At 38.4% G+C, this 25,518-nt stretch carries 20 protein-coding genes, 6 tRNA genes and 3 rRNA genes; 19 read left to right on the top strand and 10 right to left on the bottom strand.

Features of this window, described 5'->3' with window-relative positions:
• Nucleotides 1-41: 41 nt before the first annotated feature.
• The 4 genes from AC07U8_RS17590 (at nucleotide 42) to AC07U8_RS17575 (ending at nucleotide 457) form a co-directional block, all read left to right on the top strand.
• A tRNA-Pro gene (locus AC07U8_RS17590) sits at nucleotides 42-118 on the top strand.
• Nucleotides 119-163: 45 nt separating this feature from the next.
• A tRNA-Arg gene (locus tag AC07U8_RS17585) sits at nucleotides 164-240 on the top strand.
• Between the two features lie 41 nt (nucleotides 241-281).
• Nucleotides 282-357: transfer RNA gene (locus AC07U8_RS17580), tRNA-His, on the top strand.
• A gap of 23 nt (nucleotides 358-380) precedes the next feature.
• A tRNA-Pro gene (locus tag AC07U8_RS17575) sits at nucleotides 381-457 on the top strand.
• Nucleotides 458-599: 142 nt separating this feature from the next.
• Here AC07U8_RS17575 and yfiB read toward each other — a convergent pair.
• Genes yfiB through yfiR form a run of 3 tightly spaced genes read right to left on the bottom strand, consistent with a single transcriptional unit; the run spans nucleotide 600 to nucleotide 2,820 of the window.
• Nucleotides 600-1,079: an outer membrane lipoprotein YfiB gene (gene yfiB / locus AC07U8_RS17570; RefSeq protein WP_004723848.1), complete on the bottom strand. Its 480-nt coding sequence runs from the start codon at nucleotides 1,077-1,079 to the stop codon at nucleotides 600-602.
• Between the two features lie 15 nt (nucleotides 1,080-1,094).
• Nucleotides 1,095-2,312: a diguanylate cyclase DgcN/YfiN gene (dgcN, locus tag AC07U8_RS17565; RefSeq protein WP_004723846.1), complete on the bottom strand. Its 1,218-nt coding sequence runs from the start codon at nucleotides 2,310-2,312 to the stop codon at nucleotides 1,095-1,097.
• A gap of 4 nt (nucleotides 2,313-2,316) precedes the next feature.
• Nucleotides 2,317-2,820, bottom strand: coding sequence for a regulatory sequestration protein YfiR (gene yfiR, locus AC07U8_RS17560; protein WP_004817733.1), 504 nt, complete (start codon nucleotides 2,818-2,820; stop codon nucleotides 2,317-2,319).
• Nucleotides 2,821-3,414: 594 nt separating this feature from the next.
• Between yfiR and AC07U8_RS17555 the strand changes: the two genes are divergently transcribed.
• The 5 genes from AC07U8_RS17555 (at nucleotide 3,415) to rrf (ending at nucleotide 8,721) form a co-directional block, all read left to right on the top strand.
• Nucleotides 3,415-4,953 (top strand): 16S ribosomal RNA (locus AC07U8_RS17555).
• Nucleotides 4,954-5,012: 59 nt separating this feature from the next.
• A tRNA-Ile gene (locus AC07U8_RS17550) sits at nucleotides 5,013-5,089 on the top strand.
• 44 nt (nucleotides 5,090-5,133) lie between these two features.
• A tRNA-Ala gene (locus AC07U8_RS17545) sits at nucleotides 5,134-5,209 on the top strand.
• Between the two features lie 337 nt (nucleotides 5,210-5,546).
• Nucleotides 5,547-8,437 (top strand): 23S ribosomal RNA (locus tag AC07U8_RS17540).
• Between the two features lie 169 nt (nucleotides 8,438-8,606).
• A 5S ribosomal RNA gene (gene rrf, locus AC07U8_RS17535) occupies nucleotides 8,607-8,721 on the top strand.
• The 16S, 23S and 5S rRNA genes sit together here with 2 tRNA genes alongside, the layout of an rRNA operon.
• Nucleotides 8,722-8,882: 161 nt before the next feature.
• Here the strand turns inward: rrf and AC07U8_RS17530 are convergent.
• From AC07U8_RS17530 to metG, 3 genes are all read right to left on the bottom strand, one after another.
• Complete coding sequence (locus AC07U8_RS17530; RefSeq protein WP_270386736.1) at nucleotides 8,883-9,860, bottom strand: MBL fold metallo-hydrolase; 978 nt, start codon at nucleotides 9,858-9,860, stop codon at nucleotides 8,883-8,885.
• Nucleotides 9,861-10,002: 142 nt separating this feature from the next.
• Nucleotides 10,003-10,476, bottom strand: a complete 474-nt coding sequence (locus AC07U8_RS17525) for a hypothetical protein (protein WP_270386738.1) — start codon at nucleotides 10,474-10,476, stop codon at nucleotides 10,003-10,005.
• Between the two features lie 122 nt (nucleotides 10,477-10,598).
• Entirely contained in the window at nucleotides 10,599-12,653 is a 2,055-nt protein-coding gene (gene metG, locus AC07U8_RS17520; RefSeq protein ID WP_270386739.1) for a methionine--tRNA ligase, read from the bottom strand.
• A 180-nt stretch (nucleotides 12,654-12,833) separates the two neighbouring features.
• Here metG and AC07U8_RS17515 point away from each other — a divergent pair, with 180 nt between their 5' ends.
• From AC07U8_RS17515 to AC07U8_RS17505, 3 genes are all read left to right on the top strand, one after another.
• Nucleotides 12,834-13,634 carry a hypothetical protein gene (locus AC07U8_RS17515; protein WP_270386742.1) on the top strand — a complete coding sequence of 267 codons (801 nt, stop codon included), beginning with the start codon at nucleotides 12,834-12,836 and terminating at the stop codon, nucleotides 13,632-13,634.
• Between the two features lie 102 nt (nucleotides 13,635-13,736).
• Nucleotides 13,737-14,231 carry a hypothetical protein gene (locus tag AC07U8_RS17510; protein ID WP_239044962.1) on the top strand — a complete coding sequence of 165 codons (495 nt, stop codon included), beginning with the start codon at nucleotides 13,737-13,739 and terminating at the stop codon, nucleotides 14,229-14,231.
• 50 nt (nucleotides 14,232-14,281) lie between these two features.
• A complete protein-coding gene (locus AC07U8_RS17505) occupies nucleotides 14,282-14,584 on the top strand; it encodes a putative quinol monooxygenase (protein ID WP_056515254.1) in 303 nt (100 codons plus the stop codon).
• 4 nt (nucleotides 14,585-14,588) lie between these two features.
• On the opposite strand, the gene AC07U8_RS17500 is transcribed toward AC07U8_RS17505, so the two are convergent.
• Nucleotides 14,589-14,807: a DUF6500 family protein gene (locus AC07U8_RS17500; protein WP_004723831.1), complete on the bottom strand. Its 219-nt coding sequence runs from the start codon at nucleotides 14,805-14,807 to the stop codon at nucleotides 14,589-14,591.
• A gap of 193 nt (nucleotides 14,808-15,000) precedes the next feature.
• Here AC07U8_RS17500 and AC07U8_RS17495 point away from each other — a divergent pair, with 193 nt between their 5' ends.
• Nucleotides 15,001-15,189 carry a hypothetical protein gene (locus tag AC07U8_RS17495; protein WP_004723829.1) on the top strand — a complete coding sequence of 63 codons (189 nt, stop codon included), beginning with the start codon at nucleotides 15,001-15,003 and terminating at the stop codon, nucleotides 15,187-15,189.
• 48 nt (nucleotides 15,190-15,237) lie between these two features.
• Here AC07U8_RS17495 and AC07U8_RS17490 read toward each other — a convergent pair whose 3' ends face one another.
• Nucleotides 15,238-15,537 carry a hypothetical protein gene (locus AC07U8_RS17490; protein WP_239044965.1) on the bottom strand — a complete coding sequence of 100 codons (300 nt, stop codon included), beginning with the start codon at nucleotides 15,535-15,537 and terminating at the stop codon, nucleotides 15,238-15,240.
• A 589-nt stretch (nucleotides 15,538-16,126) separates the two neighbouring features.
• Between AC07U8_RS17490 and apbC the strand changes: the two genes are divergently transcribed.
• A complete protein-coding gene (gene apbC, locus AC07U8_RS17485; protein WP_004723826.1) occupies nucleotides 16,127-17,377 on the top strand; it encodes an iron-sulfur cluster carrier protein ApbC in 1,251 nt (416 codons plus the stop codon).
• A 345-nt stretch (nucleotides 17,378-17,722) separates the two neighbouring features.
• Nucleotides 17,723-18,601, top strand: a complete 879-nt coding sequence (locus tag AC07U8_RS17480; protein WP_239044966.1) for a 5'-methylthioadenosine/S-adenosylhomocysteine nucleosidase — start codon at nucleotides 17,723-17,725, stop codon at nucleotides 18,599-18,601.
• 28 nt (nucleotides 18,602-18,629) lie between these two features.
• Here AC07U8_RS17480 and AC07U8_RS17475 read toward each other — a convergent pair whose 3' ends face one another.
• Complete coding sequence (locus AC07U8_RS17475) at nucleotides 18,630-19,181, bottom strand: DUF2062 domain-containing protein (protein WP_239044967.1); 552 nt, start codon at nucleotides 19,179-19,181, stop codon at nucleotides 18,630-18,632.
• A gap of 456 nt (nucleotides 19,182-19,637) precedes the next feature.
• On the opposite strand from AC07U8_RS17475, the gene AC07U8_RS17470 reads away from it, so the two are divergent.
• From AC07U8_RS17470 to AC07U8_RS17460, 3 genes are all read left to right on the top strand, one after another.
• Complete coding sequence (locus tag AC07U8_RS17470) at nucleotides 19,638-20,231, top strand: LysE family translocator (protein ID WP_004723817.1); 594 nt, start codon at nucleotides 19,638-19,640, stop codon at nucleotides 20,229-20,231.
• Nucleotides 20,232-20,370: 139 nt separating this feature from the next.
• Nucleotides 20,371-20,940, top strand: a complete 570-nt coding sequence (gene dcd / locus AC07U8_RS17465) for a dCTP deaminase (protein ID WP_004723815.1) — start codon at nucleotides 20,371-20,373, stop codon at nucleotides 20,938-20,940.
• A gap of 344 nt (nucleotides 20,941-21,284) precedes the next feature.
• On the top strand, nucleotides 21,285-22,664 hold the full coding sequence (locus tag AC07U8_RS17460; RefSeq protein ID WP_239044968.1) for a hypothetical protein: 1,380 nt from the start codon (nucleotides 21,285-21,287) through the stop codon (nucleotides 22,662-22,664).
• Between the two features lie 105 nt (nucleotides 22,665-22,769).
• On the opposite strand, the gene AC07U8_RS17455 is transcribed toward AC07U8_RS17460, so the two are convergent.
• Nucleotides 22,770-23,579: a DUF4882 family protein gene (locus AC07U8_RS17455; RefSeq protein WP_239044969.1), complete on the bottom strand. Its 810-nt coding sequence runs from the start codon at nucleotides 23,577-23,579 to the stop codon at nucleotides 22,770-22,772.
• A gap of 458 nt (nucleotides 23,580-24,037) precedes the next feature.
• Between AC07U8_RS17455 and AC07U8_RS17450 the strand changes: the two genes are divergently transcribed.
• Entirely contained in the window at nucleotides 24,038-25,429 is a 1,392-nt protein-coding gene (locus AC07U8_RS17450; protein ID WP_239044970.1) for a hypothetical protein, read from the top strand.
• Nucleotides 25,430-25,518: the final 89 nt, after the last annotated feature.

Raw genomic sequence — 25,518 nt, 5'->3', positions numbered from 1 at the left:
ACCGTACCGCACGATGTGCGATACACAAAAGCTGAGATGAACGGAGCATAGCACAGCCTGGTAGTGCACCTGGTTTGGGACCAGGGGGTCGTAGGTTCGAATCCTACTGCTCCGACCAATTCTTCAAGGCAAGTTAATCTGTGATATTAGTATCATTGGTCATGCGCCTGTAGCTCAGTTGGATAGAGCATCCGCCTTCTAAGCGGATGGTCACAGGTTCGAATCCTGTCAGGCGCACCATATGTTGCTTGATACTATAGATCCTAAAACTTAATGTGACGGTGGATGTAGCTCAGTTGGTAGAGCCCCGGATTGTGATTCCGGTTGTCGTGGGTTCGAGCCCCATCATTCACCCCAATTCCTTAAGTTTGTTGTAAATTCGGAGCATAGCACAGCCTGGTAGTGCACCTGGTTTGGGACCAGGGGGTCGTAGGTTCGAATCCTACTGCTCCGACCATTTAAGTATCAGCTTAAATATAAATTATCCGCTTAAAGGCGGTTTTTTTATGCCTGAAATTTGTGTTTGTCAACGAAGCGTCAAATTCTATAGATCTAAAAAAAGATCTCCGTAGAGATCTTTTTTAATAAAGAGAAGATTATCAAGGAATAATAATCACCGCAACACGACGGTTTTCAGCTTTATTCTCTTCTGAATCATTTGATTTAAGTGGCTGGTCAGCCCCTTTTCCAATCACTTGGATATTTTGTGGATTAAATTTTTGCTCAATGAATATATTTGAAACATTTTGAGCACGTTCTTTGGATAATTTTAAATTGTATTCAGGATTTCCGATATTATCGGTATGACCTACAATTTTAAGTTTATCGAGATGATATTTATTTAATTGCGTGGCTAAACGAACCAATTCAGTTTGGCGCTCGGTATTAATATTTGACTCGTTAAAACCAAACAATAAACGTTCTGGTAGACCTAGACTCCAACCTTCATCCGTTAATACAAAACCTTCTTTCTTAAGTACACGAGCTTGTTTATAGCTCAACCCACCTAGATTCATACAACCTGTAAGTGCTAGGCAGAGTATTGCAAGAATAGAAAGTTGTACGTTTTTTAAAGTCATAAAAACCCCCTAATATTATGAATGGTAAATAAACCAATGATGCTGTAAAGATTTTGCTTTGTACATGGCTTGATCTGCTTGAGAAATTAAGTCTTCTGGGCTTGAGGCCTGGCTAGAGATAGCAATACCGATACTAAAGCTAAAAGAAATCGATTGTCCTTTATAGATTAAAGGATCGTCACAACATTTAATCAGATTTTCCGCAATAGAGATGAGGTGTTCAATTTTAGAAATGGAACGTAAAATAATTGCAAATTCATCTCCTGCAAGACGCGCGACAAAATCATCTTGGCGAATATGGCGTCTTAATCGCGAAGCCATTTCTTTTAAAACTTCATCACCGACCAAATGTCCATATTGATCATTAATAGCTTTAAAATTATTATTATCAATAAATAATAAAGCTAAATTTTCACGTTGATTGGTGTCTTCATATAAATTACATAACACTTGATAAAAATAATTACGATTAGGTAGTTCGGTTAAATGATCATGTTGAACTTGATAAGAAAGTTCACTATTTTCATTTTGAAGATGGGTATGCCAAGATTGAATTTCATCTAAGAGTTGGTTGAACACACTGTTTAAGTCTTGAAATTCTTTTACATCACTTTTTGGAAACCTTAAGTTATACGCCTTTTGATTTCTTAAGAGTTGTGCAATTTGTATAATCGGTAAAAAAGAACCCATAATATGGCGATAGGTTAAGTTTACTGACCACCATACAGCAAAAACCATAAAGAGCATGCCAAACGCTAAGCCGGTAAAAATTTTAAAAATAAACATTAAAATTTCATTGGAACTTCCATATAGCACAACTTGACCAACCAGCTTTCCTTGATGTTGGACGTTTAACTTGATGGAATCTTTTAAAAAGATATGATCAAAAAAGTTTTGAATATATGAATAGTGTTCAACATTTTTTAGGCTTTCAGCAACTTTATGACCTTGATTATCATAAACCTCAATCAGGCGTACTGAATGTTGAAAGGTGTATTCATTGATAATCTGCGAAATCGCGATTCTATCAGAGAACACCAGCGCAGGTTGAACACGTTCAGACACGGTTCGACTGATTAATAATAGGTTTTGTTTCGCATAAGATTCAACGGTAAATACTGAAATCGTGACAAAAGTAGACGTACTAATAAATAAAGTGATTGCAAAGGTCGTAAATTGAGATTTACGAAACAATGTTTGTAGAGAACTCGATTTAAAAAATTTATTCATCATTATTTTAATCCGAATTCTTTGCCAGCAATAAAACACGTGGGTCAACATGTATTTTAGACTGAGCTAAACTATCAAGATTCACTTTAAAAATAGTATTTCCTGTTTTGTTGGTGGATAAGCAAAAAACGCTGCCAATTTCACATTCAGAATTACTTGAGCTAAACGATAAAATAGATGAATTTAATGATTTCCCAATAAGGGCCTGTTCGGTTTGTGCTGAAGTATTGGAAAAAAATACCGCATCACAATGACGATTTTTTAGATCGGCGGAATGTATCGCACTTATATTAAAAGGAGACTTATTTGATTTGATATAAGCAGAAAATTGGTTTGCATAAGATGCATTATCAACGACGCATAATTCTGGATTCGGAGTGTTCCATTTTGCATAACTTAATATCGACAATGTCATCATGAAAATATTATGTGACGAATTGGCTGAGGAATAGTTGCAGCAAAAGAGCAAAATTCCTAAACAGAAGCTTCTTCTATTTATAAAACGGGCCATATTCGACTTAATTTATTAAATGATAAAATTATTTCAAATAGTTTAAAGAAAAAAAACAAATATAAATAGCTTAAAATTTAAATAAAAACATGTTCTGCTTTATTAGTATGAGAAAAAATGGTGCAAAAAATAGCTAAAAATGGACTTTTTTTGCTATTTTGGTCGAAAAAATGTCCAGTTGATAAAAAAGTTTAAAAAAAGGGGTTGTGTTGGTTATGGAATGCTGTAGAATGCACATCCATCGGCGGTGATGTTAAATAAAACTTCTGATAAATCAGGCACTTGATTAAGTTGTTAAGATTTCGAATTGAGATTTTAAGATGAGGTTAGGGTTGGGTTTGTTAGAAAAAATAATTAACATTATTGATTGACTTTTTAGAGATAGAGAGTAGTATAGCCGACCTAGCTTGATGCTGACGAAGCATTGAGAAGATCATTAAGAGAATATGAAGAACAACTTGTGTGGATTTTTACTGATTGATTGATCGAAATATTATCATTGATTGATTGGTTTAAATTACTCGAAGTTTATTTGAGAGAATTTGTCAGTACATTGATGAGCCAGAATTGTGACCTTAAGTCACTAATGATTTTTAACTGAAGAGTTTGATCATGGCTCAGATTGAACGCTGGCGGCAGGCTTAACACATGCAAGTCGAGCGGGGGAGATTGCTTCGGTAATTGACCTAGCGGCGGACGGGTGAGTAATACTTAGGAATCTGCCTATTAATGGGGGACAACATCTCGAAAGGGATGCTAATACCGCATACGCCCTACGGGGGAAAGCAGGGGATCACTTGTGACCTTGCGTTAATAGATGAGCCTAAGTCGGATTAGCTAGTTGGTGGGGTAAAGGCCTACCAAGGCGACGATCTGTAGCGGGTCTGAGAGGATGATCCGCCACACTGGGACTGAGACACGGCCCAGACTCCTACGGGAGGCAGCAGTGGGGAATATTGGACAATGGGGGGAACCCTGATCCAGCCATGCCGCGTGTGTGAAGAAGGCCTTATGGTTGTAAAGCACTTTAAGCGAGGAGGAGGCTCTTCTAGTTAATACCTAGGATGAGTGGACGTTACTCGCAGAATAAGCACCGGCTAACTCTGTGCCAGCAGCCGCGGTAATACAGAGGGTGCGAGCGTTAATCGGATTTACTGGGCGTAAAGCGTGCGTAGGCGGCTTTTTAAGTCGGATGTGAAATCCCCGAGCTTAACTTGGGAATTGCATTCGATACTGGGAAGCTAGAGTATGGGAGAGGATGGTAGAATTCCAGGTGTAGCGGTGAAATGCGTAGAGATCTGGAGGAATACCGATGGCGAAGGCAGCCATCTGGCCTAATACTGACGCTGAGGTACGAAAGCATGGGGAGCAAACAGGATTAGATACCCTGGTAGTCCATGCCGTAAACGATGTCTACTAGCCGTTGGGGCCTTTGAGGCTTTAGTGGCGCAGCTAACGCGATAAGTAGACCGCCTGGGGAGTACGGTCGCAAGACTAAAACTCAAATGAATTGACGGGGGCCCGCACAAGCGGTGGAGCATGTGGTTTAATTCGATGCAACGCGAAGAACCTTACCTGGTCTTGACATAGTAAGAACTTTCCAGAGATGGATTGGTGCCTTCGGGAACTTACATACAGGTGCTGCATGGCTGTCGTCAGCTCGTGTCGTGAGATGTTGGGTTAAGTCCCGCAACGAGCGCAACCCTTTTCCTTATTTGCCAGCACTTCGGGTGGGAACTTTAAGGATACTGCCAGTGACAAACTGGAGGAAGGCGGGGACGACGTCAAGTCATCATGGCCCTTACGACCAGGGCTACACACGTGCTACAATGGTCGGTACAAAGGGTTGCTACCTAGCGATAGGATGCTAATCTCAAAAAGCCGATCGTAGTCCGGATTGGAGTCTGCAACTCGACTCCATGAAGTCGGAATCGCTAGTAATCGCGGATCAGAATGCCGCGGTGAATACGTTCCCGGGCCTTGTACACACCGCCCGTCACACCATGGGAGTTTGTTGCACCAGAAGTAGGTAGTCTAACCGTAAGGAGGACGCTTACCACGGTGTGGCCGATGACTGGGGTGAAGTCGTAACAAGGTAGCCGTAGGGGAACCTGCGGCTGGATCACCTCCTTAACGAAAGATTGACGATTGGTAAGAATCCACAACAAGTTGTTCTTCATTGATGTATCTGAGGGTCTGTAGCTCAGTTGGTTAGAGCACACGCTTGATAAGCGTGGGGTCACAAGTTCAAGTCTTGTCAGACCCACCAAGTCTACTGAACACAGAAGAGCAGATATATTAAGATCTTAAGCTGGGGACTTAGCTTAGTTGGTAGAGCGCCTGCTTTGCACGCAGGAGGTCAACGGTTCGACTCCGTTAGTCTCCACCACTAATTAAAGACTAAGTGATTACAGAACTTAGTAAGCTGATAGCTTATTAAGTTCTGTGATTTATCACAGTTAACTACTCGCTGACGAGGCGGTAGTGAATCATTAACAGAATATATTTGAGTTGAAATAATTGTTTAAACTCGTTTTAGTTGATGTTAGCAAGTAATTGTTAATGTTGAGTGAAATGAGCACTAGCGATAAAACTGAATCAAGCGTTTTGGTATATGAATTAAATTGAAGCTGTATGGTGATTAAGTTCACAGGCAACAAATAGAAGTGATTAAGTTCACATTGTTGATCCTCCTTGTAGGGATTAACGACTGTTTGGGGTTGTATAGTCAAGTAATTAAGTGCATGTGGTGGATGCCTTGGCAGTCAGAGGCGATGAAAGACGTAATAGCCTGCGATAAGCTTCGGGGAGGCGGCAAATATCCTGTGATCCGGAGATTTCTGAATGGGGAAACCCACTTACCATAAGGTAGGTATCGCATGATGAATACATAGTCATGCGAGGCGAACGAGGGGAAGTGAAACATCTCAGTACCCTTAGGAAAAGAAATCAATTGAGATTCCCTCAGTAGCGGCGAGCGAACGGGGATCAGCCCATTAAGTTATATGTGTTTTAGCGGAAAGCTCTGGGAAGTGCTACCGTAGAGGGTGATAGTCCCGTACACGAAAGGGCACATATAATGATGACGAGTAGGGCGAGGCACGTGAAACCTTGTCTGAATATGGGGGGACCATCCTCCAAGGCTAAATACTCCTGACTGACCGATAGTGAACCAGTACCGTGAGGGAAAGGCGAAAAGAACCCCTGTGAGGGGAGTGAAATAGATCCTGAAACCGCATGCATACAAGCAGTGGGAGCCAACTTGTTTGGTGACTGCGTACCTTTTGTATAATGGGTCAGCGACTTATATTCAGTAGCAAGGTTAACCGCATAGGGGAGCCGTAGAGAAATCGAGTCTTAATAGGGCGTTTAGTTGCTGGGTATAGACCCGAAACCGGGTGATCTATCCATGAGCAGGTTGAAGGTTGGGTAACACTAACTGGAGGACCGAACCCACTGTCGTTGAAAAGCCAGGGGATGACTTGTGGATAGGGGTGAAAGGCTAATCAAACTCGGTGATAGCTGGTTCTCCCCGAAAGCTATTTAGGTAGCGCCTCGGACGAATACCATAGGGGGTAGAGCACTGTTTCGGCTAGGGGGTCATCCCGACTTACCAAACCGATGCAAACTCCGAATACCTATGAGTACTATCCGGGAGACAGACTGCGGGTGCTAACGTCCGTAGTCAAGAGGAAAACAATCCAGACCGCCAGCTAAGGCCCCCAAATTATAGTTAAGTGGGAAACGATGTGGGAAGGCATAGACAGCTAGGAGGTTGGCTTAGAAGCAGCCACCCTTTAAAGAAAGCGTAATAGCTCACTAGTCGAGTCGGCCTGCGCGGAAGATGTAACGGGGCTAAAACTATATGCCGAAGCTGCGGATGTATACTATGTATACGTGGTAGGGGAGCGTTCTGTAAGCCGATGAAGGTGTATTGAGAAGTATGCTGGAGGTATCAGAAGTGCGAATGCTGACGTGAGTAACGACAAAACGGGTGAAAAACCCGTTCGCTGAAAGACCAAGGGTTCCAGTCCAACGTTAATCGGGGCTGGGTGAGTCGACCCCTAAGGCGAGGCCGAGAGGCGTAGTCGATGGGAAATTGGTTAATATTCCAATACTTCTGTGTAATGCGATGAGAGGACGGAGAAAGTTAAGTCAGCCTGGCGTTGGTTGTCCAGGTGAAAGGCAGTAGGCATGCATCTTAGGCAAATCCGGGGTGCTCTATGCTGAGAGCTGATAGCAAGCTAGTTTACTAGCGAAGTGGCTGATACTATGCTTCCAGGAAAAGTCTCTAAGCTTCAGTTACACAGGAATCGTACCCTAAACCGACACAGGTGGTCAGGTCGAGTAGACCAAAGCGCTTGAGAGAACTCTGCTGAAGGAACTAGGCAAAATGGTACCGTAACTTCGGGAGAAGGTACGCTGCTGACGGTGATAGGACTTGCTCCTTGAGCTATTGGCAGCCACAGAAACCAGGCCCCTGCAACTGTTTATTAAAAACATAGCACTCTGCAAACACGAAAGTGGACGTATAGGGTGTGATGCCTGCCCGGTGCTGGAAGGTTAATTGATGGGGTTAGCGTAAGCGAAGCTCTTGATCGAAGCCCCAGTAAACGGCGGCCGTAACTATAACGGTCCTAAGGTAGCGAAATTCCTTGTCGGGTAAGTTCCGACCTGCACGAATGGCATAATGATGGGGGCGCTGTCTCCAGCAGAGGCTCAGTGAAATCGAAATCGCCGTGAAGATGCGGTGTACCCGCGGCTAGACGGAAAGACCCCGTGAACCTTTACTGCAGCTTGACATTGAACTTTGATCTTACTTGTGTAGGATAGGTGGGAGGCTTTGAAGTAGTGACGCCAGTTGCTATGGAGCCATCCTTGAAATACCACCCTGGTAATATTGAGGTTCTAACTCTGTCCCGTTATCCGGGACGAGGACCATGTCTGGTGGGTAGTTTGACTGGGGCGGTCTCCTCCTAAAGAGTAACGGAGGAGTACGAAGGTGCGCTCAGCGTGGTCGGAAATCACGCGTAGAGTATAAAGGCAAAAGCGCGCTTAACTGCGAGACCCACAAGTCGAGCAGGTACGAAAGTAGGTCTTAGTGATCCGGTGGTTCTGTATGGAAGGGCCATCGCTCAACGGATAAAAGGTACTCTGGGGATAACAGGCTGATACCGCCCAAGAGTTCATATCGACGGCGGTGTTTGGCACCTCGATGTCGGCTCATCTCATCCTGGGGCTGAAGCAGGTCCCAAGGGTATGGCTGTTCGCCATTTAAAGAGGTACGCGAGCTGGGTTTAGAACGTCGTGAGACAGTTCGGTCCCTATCTACCGTGGGCGTTGGAAATTTGAGAGGATCTGCTCCTAGTACGAGAGGACCAGAGTGGACGAACCTCTGGTGTACCGGTTGTGACGCCAGTCGCATCGCCGGGTAGCTATGTTCGGAAGGGATAACCGCTGAAAGCATCTAAGCGGGAAGCCTACCTCAAGATAAGATTTCCCTAGGACTTTATGTCCTCTAAAGAGCCGTTGAAGACTACGACGTTGATAGGTTGGATGTGGAAGTGCGGTGACGCATGAAGCTGACCAATACTAATTGCTCGTGAGGCTTGACTATACAACACCCAAACAGTTGTATACGAAGCATCATTTGATTCATAAAAGATCAAACATACTTGATTTAGTTGTAAAGCTAGTTAAACTATTCAACTCAAATGTTCTGTTAATAACTCATTTGGTACGAAGTAAGGCATTTAAATAAGACCCGAACAAGTCCATAACAGTTTGCTGGCGACAATAGCAAGAGTGAACCACCTGATCCCTTCCCGAACTCAGAAGTGAAACCTCTTAGCGCTGATGGTAGTGTGGGGTTACCCATGTGAGAGTAAGTCATCGCCAGCTTTTAAATCTAAAACACCCCGATCTCTAGCGAGAGCGGGGTGTTTTTTTATGCGCGGTGTTTATCGGGAAGAACGAAGTATAAAATGGAATATTAAAAAGCGCTAGCCTTAGTAGGAGCTTTTAAAAATCATTAGAAAGATTCTACTTAAACAATAAAATCATTAATCTTTAAAATGAACAGGAATCCATTGATAGCTCTTCCCATTTGCTGAGTAAATATGTCCAATGCCTGGGAATGGCAAATGGGGTGCTGCGATGGTTTGTCCATGTTTTGCATAATCAGCAAACTGCTTTAATCGGGTTTGAACAGCTGTTTTCGGGTCAATATCATATTCTATTGCTGTTTCTGGTTTATCGAATTGTACTGTATGAGAGTGGACAATATCCCCAATAAAAATAATATCTTCACCCGTTGTTTTTAGTTTGTAACTAAAATGCCCTGGGGTATGACCAGCAGTACTGATCACTTCAAATCCGCTAATGTTGTCACCCAGTTTAAATGTTTTAAACTGTTTTTTAGCTTGATAGGGTGCAAGGGCGGCTTTGATCTTTTCTACAGTTGCTAAGTAATTGGCTCGTTTATCTTGTGCTATTTTTTCAGCTTGTTTTGGATTTAGCCAATAATTTGCTTCATCTTCAGAGACATAGATGGTGGCATTTGGGTAGTTTGCTATGCCATTTTTACTGACACCACAGGAATGATCAGGGTGTAAATGTGTCAGTAAAATCGTATTGACTTGTTCAGGTTGATGACCTGAAGCTTTGAGATTTTTTAATACAGAGCCTAGATGCGCACCGAAACAATCTGCAGTACCGCTATCCACCAAAACCAGTGATTTTCCTGTGTTAACTAAAAATGCATTCACCGATGTTTGCACACCTTTGGCTTGATCTGCATGATATTTCTTTAAAATTTCTTGAACCTTATCCTGTGAAATATCTTTAAATAGTGTGGGAGACATAAAGTTGGTGCCATCTAGTAAGGCGGTAATTTGTGTATTGCCCAGCTGATGTTGGTAAAACCCTGCTACTTGCGCTTGTTGTTCAATGATCGGTAATGTTTTGGTGACTTCTGCTTGTGATGTAAGAGGGAATAAGCCGAATAAAAGTACTGATAATGATAGGGCAGTTTTTTTCATTGGAGTTGATCAGAATTAATTTAACGAATTATTTTTTAACATGGATTGGTTCATCACGGCGCTTTTTATATATGAAAAACAATCGACTTTTGTAAGCGAATTTTTTATTAATATACACAATGATCAAATCAGCTATGTGAGGTCATTCATTGATATCCTGACGATTTCTGGCTCTTTTCCACTCAATAAAAGTACAAATTAGTGTTGTTGGTAGTATAAGGACAAACTGGAGATAAAGAAAAGTCAATAAAGGAGAAGGCGTGACTATAGCAATGCTAAGAATAAAAGGGGCTAGCATAAAGCCTAAAAGACACCCATAGATTAAACTATAACGCCAAGAGGCTAACGCTAATTTACTTGCAAAAAAGTGCTTAAATAAGAGATTGGTAATGATGGCTGGAATGCATCCTAGGAGATAACCAATTGGAGTAATCAAGATGAATGCAGCAATCATTGGAAATATAATAGATGGTGTAATGAGTCCTTTTAAAAACCGCATTGGATCATAAAAAAATAATCCGCTGTGAAATGTGATCGTGATAATAAATGTACCAATGAGTGGACCACAGAGGATAAATGCAGATATTTTTCCTTGGTTATTTTTTGACATATCCATATTGAGGCAAGCCCCTTTTTTTCATTTTTATAATGTGAATGTAGTAAAACAGTAGCATAAAAAAAGACTTCCGAAGAAGCCTTTTAGTGATTTATGATCATCTAGGATGAGATAATCAATAATTAAGAAACTTTATCACCTGGTTTCGCACCAGATTCAGGTGAAATCACCCAAACACCATCTCCATTCCCAGCAGCAAGCACCATACCATTTGAAATACCAAAACGCATTTTACGCGGCGCAAGGTTTGCAACCATAACCACCAATTTGCCAGTTAAGTCTTCAGGTTTGTAGAACTCACGGATCCCACTGAATACATTACGTGGTTCAGCTTCGCCGACATTTAGAGTCAATTGAAGCAGTTTATCAGAACCTTCTACTGTTGCTGCTTCTAAGACTTCAGCAACACGCAAGTCGATTTTGATAAAGTCATCAATCGTAATGATTTCTGCTTCACCCACTTTGGCTTCAGGCCTTTTCTCTTTGGTTTTTTCAGTTTTCTTTTCTGCTTTCGCTGGTGTTGCAGCAGCTAAAGATTCTTTTGATGCATCAACCATTGCAGCAACTGCTTTTGGATCAACACGTTGCATCAATGGCTGGAATTGAGCAATTTCATGCGCAACTAAAACCGTTTTTCCTGAAGCAAAATCAAAACTTTCAAGTTTTAAGAAGTCTTGAACCTGTGTCGCCAAAGTTGGTAGTACGGGTGCCAAGTAAACAGCCAATTGACGGAATAGGTTGATGCCAACAGAGCAGACATCATGAACTTGTTGTTCCTGACCTTCTTGTTTTGCCAAAGCCCATGGTTTTTTCTCATCAATATACTGATTTGCACGATCAGCAAGTGCCATGATTTCACGTATAGCGGTTGAAAACTCACGCGCTTCATAAGATTGAGCAATCGAAGCACCCGCATCAATGAAACTTTGAACCAGCTCAGGTTCAGCACATGTTGCAGACAAGCTATTGTTAAAATTGCTGTTAATGAATTTTGCACAACGACTGGCAATATTCACAACTTTTCCTACCAAATCTGAATTTACTTTTTGTACAAAGTCATCAAGATTCAAATCAGAATCTTCAACTTTATCAGAGAGTTTAGAAGCAAAGTAATAACGTAAATACTCAGGATTTAAGTGCTGTAAATAGGTTTCAGCTTTAATAAATGTGCCACGCGATTTTGACATTTTTTGACCATTTACAGTCAAGAAACCATTTACGAATAGGCCTGTAGGGGTGCGGTAATTTGCACCTTCTAACATTGCAGGCCAGAACAACGCATGGAAATATACAATGTCTTTACCAATGAAGTGATAGACCTCATTTTTAGAATCTTTTTTCCAGTAGTCGTCAAAGCTTAATTCTGGGCGTTTCGTTTTGATGTAATTTTCAAAACTTGACATATAGCCAATCGGAGCATCAACCCAAACATAGAAATATTTATTTGGTGCATCTGGAATTTCAAAGCCAAAATAAGGTGCATCACGAGAGATATCCCAATCGTTTAGACCATTTTCAAACCATTCATCTAACTTATTTGCGATCGAAACAGGTAAACGACCTTCATCACGCGTCCATTTTTGCAAGTATTCGGCAAAGTTTGGGAGTTTAAAGAAATAATGATCTGATGATTTTTCAACAGGTGTCGCACCACTTAATGTTGAGCGTGGGTTTAATAGCTCTGTCGCATTATAGGTCGTACCGCACACTTCGCATGAGTCGCCATACTGATCTTCCGCTTTACATTTTGGACAAGTCCCTTTAATGAAACGGTCTGACAAGAACATGCTTTTTTCAGGATCAAACAACTGAGTAACAGGACGAATCGCAATATTGCCTGCCTCACGGTTTTTAATATAGATTTCCTCAGAACGGGCTTTATTTTCATCGCTATTGGTTGAATCATAGTGATCGAAATGTACGCCAAAGCCATCAAAATCACGGATATGCTCTTTTTGCACATTGGCAATTTGCGCCTCTGGACTAATCCCATTTGCTTCTGCACGGAGCATGATTGCTGTACCGTGTGCATCATCCGCGCAGACATAAGTCACGTCATGACCCATTGCACGCATGGCACGAACCCAGATATCTGCTTGGATGTAGCCGAGTAGGTGACCCATATGAATAGGACCATTTGCGTATGGAAGGGCGTTAGTGACTAAAATATTTCGCACGGATATAACTCTCTTTCTCAAAGTTAATGCAAGGGCATTGATTTTAGCGTAATTGCTATGAAGATGCACAACAGAATAGGTGAATTCTTTTCAAATGTAGATTTTTATGCATATTCTTATATCTGCCAATTCATTATTATAGAATGGTGTATTCGTGTATTTCCCAAGAGCAATAAATCTATGATTGATGATGAATATTTTGATGATGACCAGCCTGTAACCCGTATTCCACAAAATCAAAATAGTAAAAATCTGATTGAAAAAAATATTCTGAAACAAGCTGAACGCTATTTTGCAGATATTTCTGAAGATGAACATCAGTATCTTATTGAAACACTCAATGGGTTTGCTCAGGTAGAGCCTTATTTTGAAGTTTTAGCCAATCAATTGGATCAGCCTGTTGGGACTAAAATTGCCAATGATGCTCTCAATCTATTGCATTTTTGGCAATTGATACATGAAGCTGAAGATATTGCTCAGTTTAATCTTTTAGATGTGATCAACAGTGCGTTTTTTCAGTCTGAGATGTTTAAAGCTTTTGATCAATTAGCACTGGGTGAGCAGAAGTCACAATACCAAGCTGTGTTAGAACAAAGCTTTAAGCTCTATCAATTAGAGTTGTATGCGGGATGTATTCCATTGCTTTATGCCCAATTGGAAGGTTTGTTAACGGCTGTTTTAGTTCAAAATGGTTATTTAAGACAACAGGACACCAAGTTTATTGATGTCTATAAAATCGTTCCTGGGTTAAAAGGTCATGAGATTAAAAGTTTGTGGCATAAAGCTAAAATTGCCAATGAATTGAATCATTATTTTTTAGAGTTGGCTGCTTATAAGATGGATAGTAGTTCAACGGTGAGTATGACAAGGCATAACATTCTACATGGTACGGATTTGAATCATTTTAATCAGGGTCGCAGTTTCGTATTGTTTATTTGGCTATTTGCGGCAGTCAGTTTTATGGGAAATGTCCGATCATAAAGTTCGAATCGTGATGATTCTTCACCTAAACTTCACATCCTAATCAAACACGCTACATTTTAATTTTAGAAACTAACACCAAGATCGAAGAAGGAGAAAATCATGCGGTCTTGGTATGTATTTGTTGCTTCAGCATTTGCAAGTTTAGCGGCTGTTCTCAGTTTAGTTGTGCCATTTTGTCTTTTTCTATATTTTTATCAGGGCGATTTATTTATTTCAGCTTCTGAACGAACTTCAAGCCGAGGCATGGAAGTCGTATTGTATTTAACTCCATTTTTACTGCTGGTCGGGTTTTTTAGTTACACAGTTATTTTTAAAGTATTTAAAGTACCTCAAAAAATCATCGAAACAACACAGATTATAAAATCTATAACTTTGATCTTTATCATGATGCTAAGTTTTTTATTCTTAGTTTTATGTTTAGATGGTGCTCTATCTAACTTTATCGAGGCATTGAGTTATTTAATCTTCGTTTATTTACTGCTATTGCTCCCGTTTTGTATCGGTCTAGTTCTCGGAAATGCAGTTTACTTCATTTTATGCAGAAAATTTAATGCGCAGAATATGTTTAGAAAACAAGTACATCATTGGGTTTAAATTTGCGTTTCATGTTATGTTCGAACTTCGATATCAATAAGAAATTACCTATGCTTAAACTGATTGCCGAAGACTTTATCCAAGTGGATAAAATTGATTTAGTTTTACCTTTATATCAACAATTAGTTGAGCAAACTAAACGAGAAGCGGGCTGTATTGCCTATGATTTATATCATGATTTACGCAATACAGGGCATTTTGTATTTATTGAGGAATGGGTGGATCGAGCTGCTTTAGATGCCCATGTCCAATCCTCCCATTTTCAGGATTTAGTCCCGCAAATTGATCAACATAGAAGACAAGATGGAATTTTTACCCATATGCAGCATTATGATGAATTGTTTAAAAAATGAATATTTAGCATTCATCTTCAATCATTTTCTTAATTTTGATTGCCTTTTCAAAATGATCAAGCTGATGGGTTTTAATCCACCATTCTGCCACTTGCATTAATGTTTCTGGGTCATCATTTTTATTGGCAAAGAATGCATAAAAAGATAAACCAACATCATCTCCCTTTTTAGCAATTTTATCATTACAGACTCGGATAATTTTTTCTTTCATTAAGTGTTGCATTCGATAAGACTCAGTGTTTGTTTTAATTCAATGATTTTTAATCAATCAGAATAGGCTATTTTATTCATTTTGAAACAAAAAAACACATCGCTACAAACTGTGTATGAATTGTTAAAGAAATGCATCTTTTTACATTTTATGGAGTTTCAGTTGTTATAACTAGGGTGAGACTTAATTAAATAGGAAGAAAATCATGACAAATTTAGACGATTTAAAAAACAAAGCTTCTGAAGTAATTGATGATGTGAAGTTAAAAGCCAAAGAAGCAAAATTAGGTGCTGAAAAGGTTGCAGATGACCTCAAACATAAAGCAAAAGAAACGCTGCTTAAAGGTGAGCAAGCTGTAAATGATTTGAAGCACAAAAAAGATGATGAAAAGTAATTTGAACAATCACTGAACAGCGCCACGCTGTTCAGTGATACTTTTTACTTAAGGTTCTTTACGAATCCACTCGATTTCACGAATCTGATTATTCACTACCGTAAAAGTATAAGTTACATTCTCAATCTCATAGATATAGTTGGATACGGTAACCGTCGTTTTACCTTCTTTACGTTCATAAGTGTTCATTGAAATTGGAGATTGACCAATTCGTGTCGACATTTCCGTCAAACTATCACCTACAGAAACCAATTGTCCTGAAGATGTACGCACCGCAGTTGTAGATGTTCCAGCAAAAGCTGAACTCGAAATGATTACAGTAAAAACTAAAAATAATAGAGACTTCATAGACCTACCTTATTATTGTCAAAAATTACACAAAGTTGTTAGGGTCTGTAGACATTTCATAAATGGCTTGCGTTGTAGGTTAAAATTGAGCAGGCAAGGCATGAAACGAAGAGAATAGCGAGACTATTTTCGAGTTTCATAACACAGGCTGAGATAATTTTAACCACAACCCTTCGGGACTAGCGTGTTTTTTGCCGCTACATCGTTACGAACTACTCATTTAGAATGACTAAATTTCGTATTTCGCGCCTAGTATCGCCTAAAAAACACACGTAGTCGCAAACATAGACGAATTGCCAACAGACCCTATTGACCCAATCTGACTATAGCTATTTTTTATCCAGTATTTGTATGGGAATTATTAAGAAGGCGTTTGTCATAGAAATCTAAATCGCAAAAACTAAAAGTTCATTCTGAACAATGAGATAAAATGATTGAATGGATTATTTTGGATGCTAAACCAACTAAATAAGTAGGATTAATAACGACATTCAAAAAGCTGAATAGAAGTTTGCTTAACCTCAGGTCATTTTACAGTTAAACTATCTGTTCTCAGTATTTATTGTATTTGCAAATTTGGAGCAAATCTATGTCGTGGCTTTCTTCGCTTAAATCAGTTTTTTCTCCTGCACAGGAGGTGAAAGAGGAAGAAGTCCAATCTGTTTTGCAAAACTATATTTTGCCAAATTCAAATGTCTTAAAAGATCGTATTACTCAAGTGAATGTTGTAGGCCGAGTATTACAACTGACAATTAATACTTATCCTGAAGAGGCAGATCATTTACAAAAAATTCATGATGATCTCGCCGATGCATTGGAGAAGTGCGGTATTCAAGAGTTGAATCTGCATGTGATTCAACAAAAAATTCAACATGATTCGAGTTGTGGCAGTGATCAGCATGGAAAAGCGGGGCATAGTTGTGCTTCAAAGCCCAAAGAGCAACATCCTAATCTTCCTCCAGTTGTCGATGCTTCTGCTAAAATGGCAAATACACAAGAAGATCCTAATAATCCACCAATTCAAAAAGCAGCACCACAACAACGAGATATTCCGAAACACCCTCGAATTCAAAATGTGATCCTCATATCATCGGGTAAAGGTGGGGTCGGTAAATCAACCACCACAGTAAATATCGCATTGGCTTTGCACAAATTAGGCTTAAAAGTCGGGGTTTTGGATGCTGATATCTATGGTCCAAGTATTCCAACAATGCTGGGTAATGCTGGACAAACACCTAAAATAGAAGGTGAAAATTTTGTACCATTAGAAGCTTATGGTATGGCGGTACTTTCAATCGGTCATTTGATTGGAAAAGAAAATACACCAGTTGCTTGGCGTGGTGCAAAAGCCACAGGTGCATTAATGCAACTGTTTAATCAAGCGCTATGGCCTGATTTAGACGTTCTAGTCATCGATATGCCACCTGGTACTGGTGATATTCAATTAACCCTTGCCCAGCGTATTCCTGTAACAGGCGCTGTGATTGTGACAACACCTCAGAATGTAGCCTTGATGGATGCTGTGAAAGGAATTGAACTGTTTAATAAAGTACATATTCCAGTTATGGGGGTGGTGGAAAATATGTCGACGCATATCTGCTCAAACTGTGGTCATGAAGAACAAATTTTTGGTACAGGTGGCGGCGATCAATTGTCTGAGCAATATAATATTCCGTTGTTGGGACGATTGCCTCTAAATGTTCAAATTCGTGAAAATGCTGATGCTGGTAAACCTTCTGTGATAGCAGGAGATGTTGCTGCAGAAAACTATATGGCTATTGCTGAAAAAATTGCACAAGCTTTACCTAAAGCCGAAAAAGATCCGCATAGAATTTTCTAAGAATTGACCTCTCAAGCGTCCTCTCTTTATTTTAACCATTGAATTAAAGAGAGGATAATTGAGAATGGATCAATGAAATATTTAAACTTACTCGATAATAAGATTTTATACGCACTGCCCATTTTCAGTATTCTCAAAAATCAAATAATTAATGCTAAATATGAAGGGTATGGTACAAATGATGTTGATCCACAAACGATGTTAAGTTAATTAAAGTTATTCCCAACTCAAAAAATAAAATTTAAATCGCCTTCTCTTAACTATCTGTATAAAAATATAGAAAATTGATCAACTGGTATATTCATTGCTTAGGTATAATTTCTAATTTAAACCATTGAGTAGACCATGCTATTAAAAAAAATCTTATGTGCTTTGGGAATCTGTAGTTCGATGTTCTTGGCTGCATGTAATGATAGTGATTCAGATAAAACCAATTCTAATTCAACGACACAAAAATCATTGCAACCCATCATCATTCAAGGTGCATTACCTGTAGAATCTGAGCAAATGGCCTCAAAACTAAGCAATTCTACAGTCGAAACGTTCGGTGGTTGGACGTTTTGGAAAGGAACCTATCAAGGTTATCCAGTGATTATCTCTAAAACAAGAATGGGAATGAGCAACTCTGCTGCCGCAACAGCAATTGCGATTGAACGTTATAAACCCATTGCGATTATTAACCAAGGAACATCAGGTGGACATGATCCTGATCTTAATGTCTATGATATTGTTTTAGGTCGTTACACCACCAATATTGGTGCATTTAGAACACCTAAAAAAGCGGTTGGAGAGGGTTCGAATTCTCTTGAATGGACAGAAGCTTTTGATGTGCTGCCTACGGATGAGTCTGATCCTGAACCGATTGCGATTCGTAAATTTGAAGCAGATAAAGATCTGTTATTGGCAGCGCAGCGTGCAAAAACCAATTATAGCAAGGGCCGTGTGGTTGAAGGTACTATTGGTTCAGCAGATGTTTGGAACAATGAATTGGACCGAATTGCATTTTTCCATAAAAACTATGGCACTTCTGTAGAGGAAATGGAGGCGGCATCTGTGGCACAAATTGCCAGCCAATATAAAGTACCATTCCTTGGTGTTCGTATTTTATCGAACAATATTACCAACGGGGGCGCATATGACCCAGGTACTGGAGAAGCGTGCCAGCATTATGTTTTAGATGTGGTTGTTGAATATATGAAAGCTAAACAAGCCGCTTTAAAGTAATTTTTTATCAAAATAAATTGGAGTTTGCTTAGAGAGTTTTGGGCTGTTTTTTACGGTTATTCCACTTTTTAATCACGCTCCAACGCCAGTAAATACGTGTCACAATAAAGAGCAGTGATGCAAATATAAATGCTTCAATAAACAAACCGGTTGCAAGAATTTTGGCTAGGCTAAAATCAATATGCCCATGTCCAAAGTTTTTGATCCAATGAATGATTTGATGGAAAACACCGAGCAACATTTCCTTATTGATCATATGCACATGATAAATTTTGGAACCAATCCAAAAGGCAAAAATCAAAATTGGCACAATGGTTAACGGATTCATGATCCAAGCTAAAATTAGACCAATCGGTAAGTTTGCCTCAAAGAATAATACTGAAAAAATAATCAATAAGGTGTGGAATGGAATAGGCAGGATGCCCCAAAAGGTACCAATAAACATTGCTTTAGAAATCGATTTTCGATTGACATACCAAAGCTGAGGACTTAAGGCTTTATCGCCAAAAATCTTCATGAATTTCAAATTGTTGACTCGCTCTGGACTAGGGAGCCAAGACTGAAAAAAATGCTTTGCCATAAAAGTAGAAAATGCAAGAAAGGTAACTATTGTGCATCAATGTAGATAAAAACGACAACCTTTCTGACAAAAAACCTAATGAGTAAGAGAGAAATATGAATAAAGAATAGTCAATAAAACTGAAAATTTACTTAAAAAGTCCTTGATTCGTACCAAAGATGGCCTTTAACGGAACTACTTGGTATTTTACCGCTAATCAGTGTGCTATTTGGGAATAAACTTACTGATTTAAAAGGTATTATTATTGATTTTAAAGTTTGATTTTGGACATAAAAACAGCATTTCTTCGATCAGTGACTTTGCAGTTCTTATCTGATTTTAAGTTTTCAAAGCATTGAAAATAAAATATATTTTTATTTAGGGTAATGTTCTTCAATAAGTTCTCTTACAATTAATTTTTTGCCAATTCAATTTAAAAGATTTAATCTGCGATCAATCCATTGATGAGGTCATTTAATGATTTCATGGTTTTTTATTGGCTTGGTGGTGACGATTCTTTTGACACCAGGACCAACCAATACGCTTTTAGCATCTTCTGGAATTCAAGTTGGAATTCGAAAATCTCTTGCATTAATTCCAGCGGAAGCGCTTGGCTATCTTATCTCCATTACCATTTGGGGATTAATTATTGGATCTGTGTCTAAACAGTTTCCAAGTGTACCCGTTATTCTTAAATTATTTAGCGCAGGTTATATTTTATTCCTGGCTTTAAAATTATGGCGTACAGCAAATCGAGATGAAAACTTTAATCATGCGACAATTCGGGCGCGTGAGTTATTTTTTGCAACCCTTTTAAACCCGAAAGCACTTCTCTTTGCTTCTGCAATTTTTCCAACACATGTATGGCAAAATGCGTCTGCTTATACTTCACATATGTTGGTGTTTTTATTATTAATCGTACCGATTGCATTTTTTTGGACATTTATTGGTTCTGTGATTTGCAGTAATAAAGTGACTTGGCTCAATCAGCGTAATATGCAAAGAACTGCGTCTTTAGTTTTAGTGAGTTTTACTGTACCACTGAGCTACTCAGCACTTTTAAGCCTTTAACAATCGATTATAGTTAAACTTAAGTTTGTACGTTTACTTACAGACTTGGGTTGCTCTATTTCGTCATAAACATTCCTTTCAAAAGCAATTTCAGTTAAAGTACAGCGCAGTAAATAGCACAGTTTTGGGATAGAGATAAATGGCAATTAAGTCTGATCGTTGGATTCGTGAAATGAGCGAAAAGCACGGTATGATTGAACCGTATGCAGAAAACCAAGTGCGTTATGATGAACATGGTGAAAAGCTAATTTCTTATGGCGTATCTAGCTATGGTTATGACGTACGTTGTGCACGTGAGTTTAAAGTCTTTACCAATGTTCACTCTGCCATTGTCGACCCTAAAAATTTCGATGAACGTAGTTTTATCGACATTGAATCTGATGTTTGTATCATCCCTCCAAACTCATTTGCGTTAGCACGTACTGTTGAATATTTCCGTATTCCACGTAATGTTTTGACGATCTGCCTAGGTAAATCGACTTATGCACGTTGCGGGATTATTGTAAATGTAACGCCACTTGAACCTGAGTGGGAAGGTCATGTGACATTAGAGTTTTCAAATACGACGAATTTACCTGCGCGTATTTATGCCGGTGAAGGTGTTGCTCAAATGCTGTTTTTTGAATCTGATGAAGTCTGTGAAACCTCTTATAAAGATCGTGGTGGTAAATACCAAGGTCAGGTTGGGGTAACCTTACCTAAAGCTTAAATTAAAAATGAGCTGAAAGAAGCAAGTGTAAATCACTTGCTTTTTTTATGTATTTATCATGAGTAACAATATGATTTAGGCACTATTTTTATTGGAGTAAGTGCGGTCGTTAAACTTATCATTAAGTATATCTAATGGGAGATGTTATTTTATTTTAAATAATTGTTTTTTATCGGAAAATTTAAAATTTATTCGGTATGAATTTTAATCTATGGTATAAATAAAATTACGTTGATGTTAAATAAAAATGTGATTTATATCGTTTTATTTATTCAGAATTTGAATAGTACTTTAGCATCGGTATAAAAAATAAGGTCAAGCTTTGCTAAGGATGGAAGCATAGGATGTTCCAGATAAAATATTTAAATGTTGTATTGTTGATACTGAGTGGTTTAGGGATCAGCACTGCTCAAGCTGCAACGTTACAAGCTCTGACTGATGAACAATTATCAGAAATGACGGGTCAAGCACTCATGAGTTTGAGTTATACATCACCAACAGATGCAAGTAATTTAGAATCAAAACGGGATGGTGGTGCAAAAAATATAGGCTTTTACAAGTTAGGCCTAGAGGCTGATTTAGAATTAAATGTAAATATAAAGAAATTACAATTAGGCTGTGGAGGAGTTAACAATTCTATTCGTAGTGGGGTTTGTGATATTGATATCGACAATATTAGTTTGAGCGGTTTAGGTAATTCGGCATCTTCTAATACAGGTAGTGATTCTGATCGAGCTGCCCGGGTTGGATCAAGTGCGGTATTAACCAACCCTTTTATTCAGTTTGCAATAAAAAATCCAGATAGTGCATCCACGCGTGAAGTTGTAGGAATTAATTTAAGTTCAGAAAAAGCCATGGGCTTAATTACATTTGGTTTGGAAAACAGTGATACGCCAAATGGGATTAATACTTTAAGTGGTTTTATGACTGTTGCTGCAACCAGTGGTCTTGCTAAGGTGAATGGTTTTGGAACCAGTTTAGTATCTGGAGAGGCTGCAAAAGGTGCTTTAACACAAAGTTATACAGGCGTTGCCATTAAAGGAAAAGCTTCAGGGGTAAATTTTACAACAAAAAGTTATAATTTAAATTTAAGAGATTCAGCTACGGGAAGTAATGTATTAAATGGTATATTAAATTTACCTCAGCAAGATATTACAGGTAAACGTATTAGCTCAGCTATCTTAAAAGCAAATGCTACGGTTAATGATATTGCAATTTCTGGAAATATTGTCGCTAATGCTTTATTGATTATTAATTTAGATAGAGAAACGACAGGGACAATTAAAAATTTGAAAGTAGATGCAACAATTGATGAGGGTTTAAATTTTTTTCATAAAGCTAGTCTTAATGGAACTCCTGCTTCTTTATCACTTCAATCCCAAGATTTGCAATGGACAGCAAATAAGTCGGTTGCAGCAAGAGGATGGTGGTTAGAGTTTTCTAATCCAATCGATATTGGTGATATCACCCCAAGTAAAGCAGTTAATATTGAATTACCAACATTAGTAGAAACATTGGGTCAAATTAACACCTTTTTGGCGAAACCAGCAAATGAAATTAATTGTGGGTCTTGGGGGATACTAAGTTGTCTCTTTGGAAGCTCGATTCCTGTAGGAACTGTTGATTTAACAAATGCTCCAGCAGCTTCAATGCCACTTAAAGATTTAGTGTTAAAAAAACAAGATTTCACACCCAACTGCTATGGTTCATTGAAATTCTGTTAATTTTTATTGGCTTCTAGAGGCTTAAAAATAAAGAGATTTAATACCAATGATGAATCAACTTTCTATCTTAAAATTTTAAAACCTACCTAAGTGGGTTTTAATGCCTTAAATTGTATTCCCGCAGATGTCTTTGGTGTTGGAGGAATAGTTTAAAGTCATTTGGCTACGCTCAAAGATAAGCGTTTCTGTTGGTTGATAAGTGCCTATTAGCGATGTTGGATAACCACCAACAAGACCAAACATTTGGAAACTGATTTGAGTAGCTGAGTCTGATAATGGCGTATTGTTTATATAGCCTTTATCTATACCATTTAAATTTATTCCAATTTGTTTTGAATCTTGATCTAAATAAAGGCCAATTTTATAATTATTTGCAGAGCTGTAAGCTATATCAAATTCTTTCTCATAATTAATGCCTGCACCCAAATCAGAAAAACTAACGTAGACTTTTTTTGTTTTCGTATCATCTGAATTTGTAAGCCATACGAAGCCTCCATACTTCAGGTTTCCATTTTTGATAGCAAAAAAATTATATCCTAATGTGTATACGCCACTTTGATTTCCAGAATAAGATCCTGTAGGGATATCTGCAAAGTTATCAATCTTTAGCTCAACTGCATACTTTCCTGTGCTTGATAAATTCTTATCACCTAGAATTGTGTTATTTGTTCCATTTATATAGTTCTTATAAGATTGTGCAAATGCAGACGTGCTTGCATGATATTGGTATGCTGAGCTCTCAAGTAGAAAACTAGCAGTTGTTCCGTTTAAGTGGGGAAATTTTTTTGCAGGCGGAATAGGATTTCCAATCATCTGTTGGATTTCAGCAGTTGTTGCATCAAAATTATAACTACATGCAGCCCAACTGCTTATGCAGATTGAATTTATCATTAAACCGAATATCATTCTTTTCATGGTGTATTCCTTTTTATTTTGAGATTTTACTATAAAGTTAAAATGGAATAGATGTGAAAATATCCGATAAAAAGGTTTAAAAATTTTAAATACTTGATTTAAGTGGATTCATTTTAATTAAAATGTTTGAACTATTTTTATATCTATCTTTGATTTTTTATATTTGAATTTAAATCGTTTTTTATTCTTGATAATTGCTATGGAATATTTTTAATGTTTTTTGATGCTATTTGGCATCTTGGTTTATTAACAAAAATTACAGTCATTTTGTCGGAAATTTAACCTATATTTAAAAACATTATGATAGATTAATCACATTATATTTCTCTATTGAAAACTAAAATACATTTATGGTTGTAAGCACCTAGATTTTATGAAGTTTATCTAAAATTAGGTTTGGTTATTGGAACAGTAGAGCCTCACAATTTTGAACATAATCTAAGGATAAGGAGATGTTCATGCTTAAAATAAAGCCTTTGCGTGTAGCACTTTTTTCATTCAGTGTCTTTGCAATGTCTGCTGTATATGCACAGTCTACAACTTTAAAAAGTATGTCTGATGAGCAACTCTCTGAAACGACAGGTCAAGCCTTAATGAGTTTGACTTATGTTGCACCTACAGATTCAGCAAATATGGAAGCAAAACGAACAGGTGGAGATAAAAGTATTGGATTTTATAAATTAGGTTTAGAAGCTGAACTTGAATTAAATGCTAATATTAAAAAATTACAGTTAGGTTGCGGTGGTGTAAATGGCGCAGGGAACTGCGACATTGATATTGATAACTTGGGTTTGAGTGGTGTGGGAAACGCTGCAACATCTAATACAGATAGTGCTTCTGACCGAGCTGCTCGTGTAGGATCAAGTGCTGTTTTAACCAATCCATTTATTCAATTTGCAATTAAAAACCCTGGAAGTGCCTCTACACGGCAAGTCGTGGGAATAAATTTAAGTTCTGAAAAAGCAGTGGGGCTGCTGACGTTTGGTACTGAAAATAGTAGTACAAAAAATGGAATTAACTCCTTAAGTGGATATATGCAAGTTGCTGCTACGACTGGAACAGCATTGGTCAATGGTTTTGGTACGAGTAATGTTGCTGGAGAAGCAGCCAGAACACAGTTAAGACAATCTGATGGTTATAATGCGATTAATGGTAGGGCTTGTTGTCTTATATTTGGAGCATCAGTTGGGTTTTCTACGACTTCTTATGACCTTAATTTGAGGGATCAAGCAACTGGAAGTAATATTTTAAAGGGTGACTTAGTTCTTCCTCAACAAGTTATCACTGGTAAGCGTATCAATAGCGCAATTTTAAACGCCACTGCAAATGTTAGAACAATTGATTTATCTGGTACAATTAGTGCAACAGCATTGGCAATCATTCCCCTCAATAATAAATCAACTTCAGGAAGCATCAATAACTTAATCGTTGATGCAACAATTAATGAAGATTTGGGTTATTTTCATAAAGCCAGTTTAAATGGGACGCCCGCTTCTTTATCTCTGCAAGGGCAAGATATTCAGTGGACAGGAAATAAATCAGTTGCTCAAAAGGGTTGGTGGTTAGAGCTGTCTAATCCAATTGATATTGGTAAAATTGATCCAACAGATAAGGTTGATATTCCAAAAGCGACATTAAACGCGATCATGGATCAAGTAGGTGCGTATTTAACCGATCATCCTGTTGATTGTGGTAGTTTTTTGGCTTTGAACTGCCTCGCAGGGACAGCCGTTCCTGTTGGGACTGTTGATTTAATTAATGCGCCTCATGCAACTATGCCATTAAATAATATACAGTTAGCTAAACAGGATTTTACTCCAAACTGCTATGGCTCATTAAAGTTCTGTTAATCAAATGCTTATTATGTTTTGGCAGTAATTATGCTAAACCTTATGGCGAGTTTATTGCTTAAAAAGATTCATTTGTCGGAAATGATAGA

It is taken from the genome of Acinetobacter sp. GW821-FHT01E09 (assembly GCF_059422385.1).
This window is presented reverse-complemented; position numbering and strand designations above follow the sequence as displayed.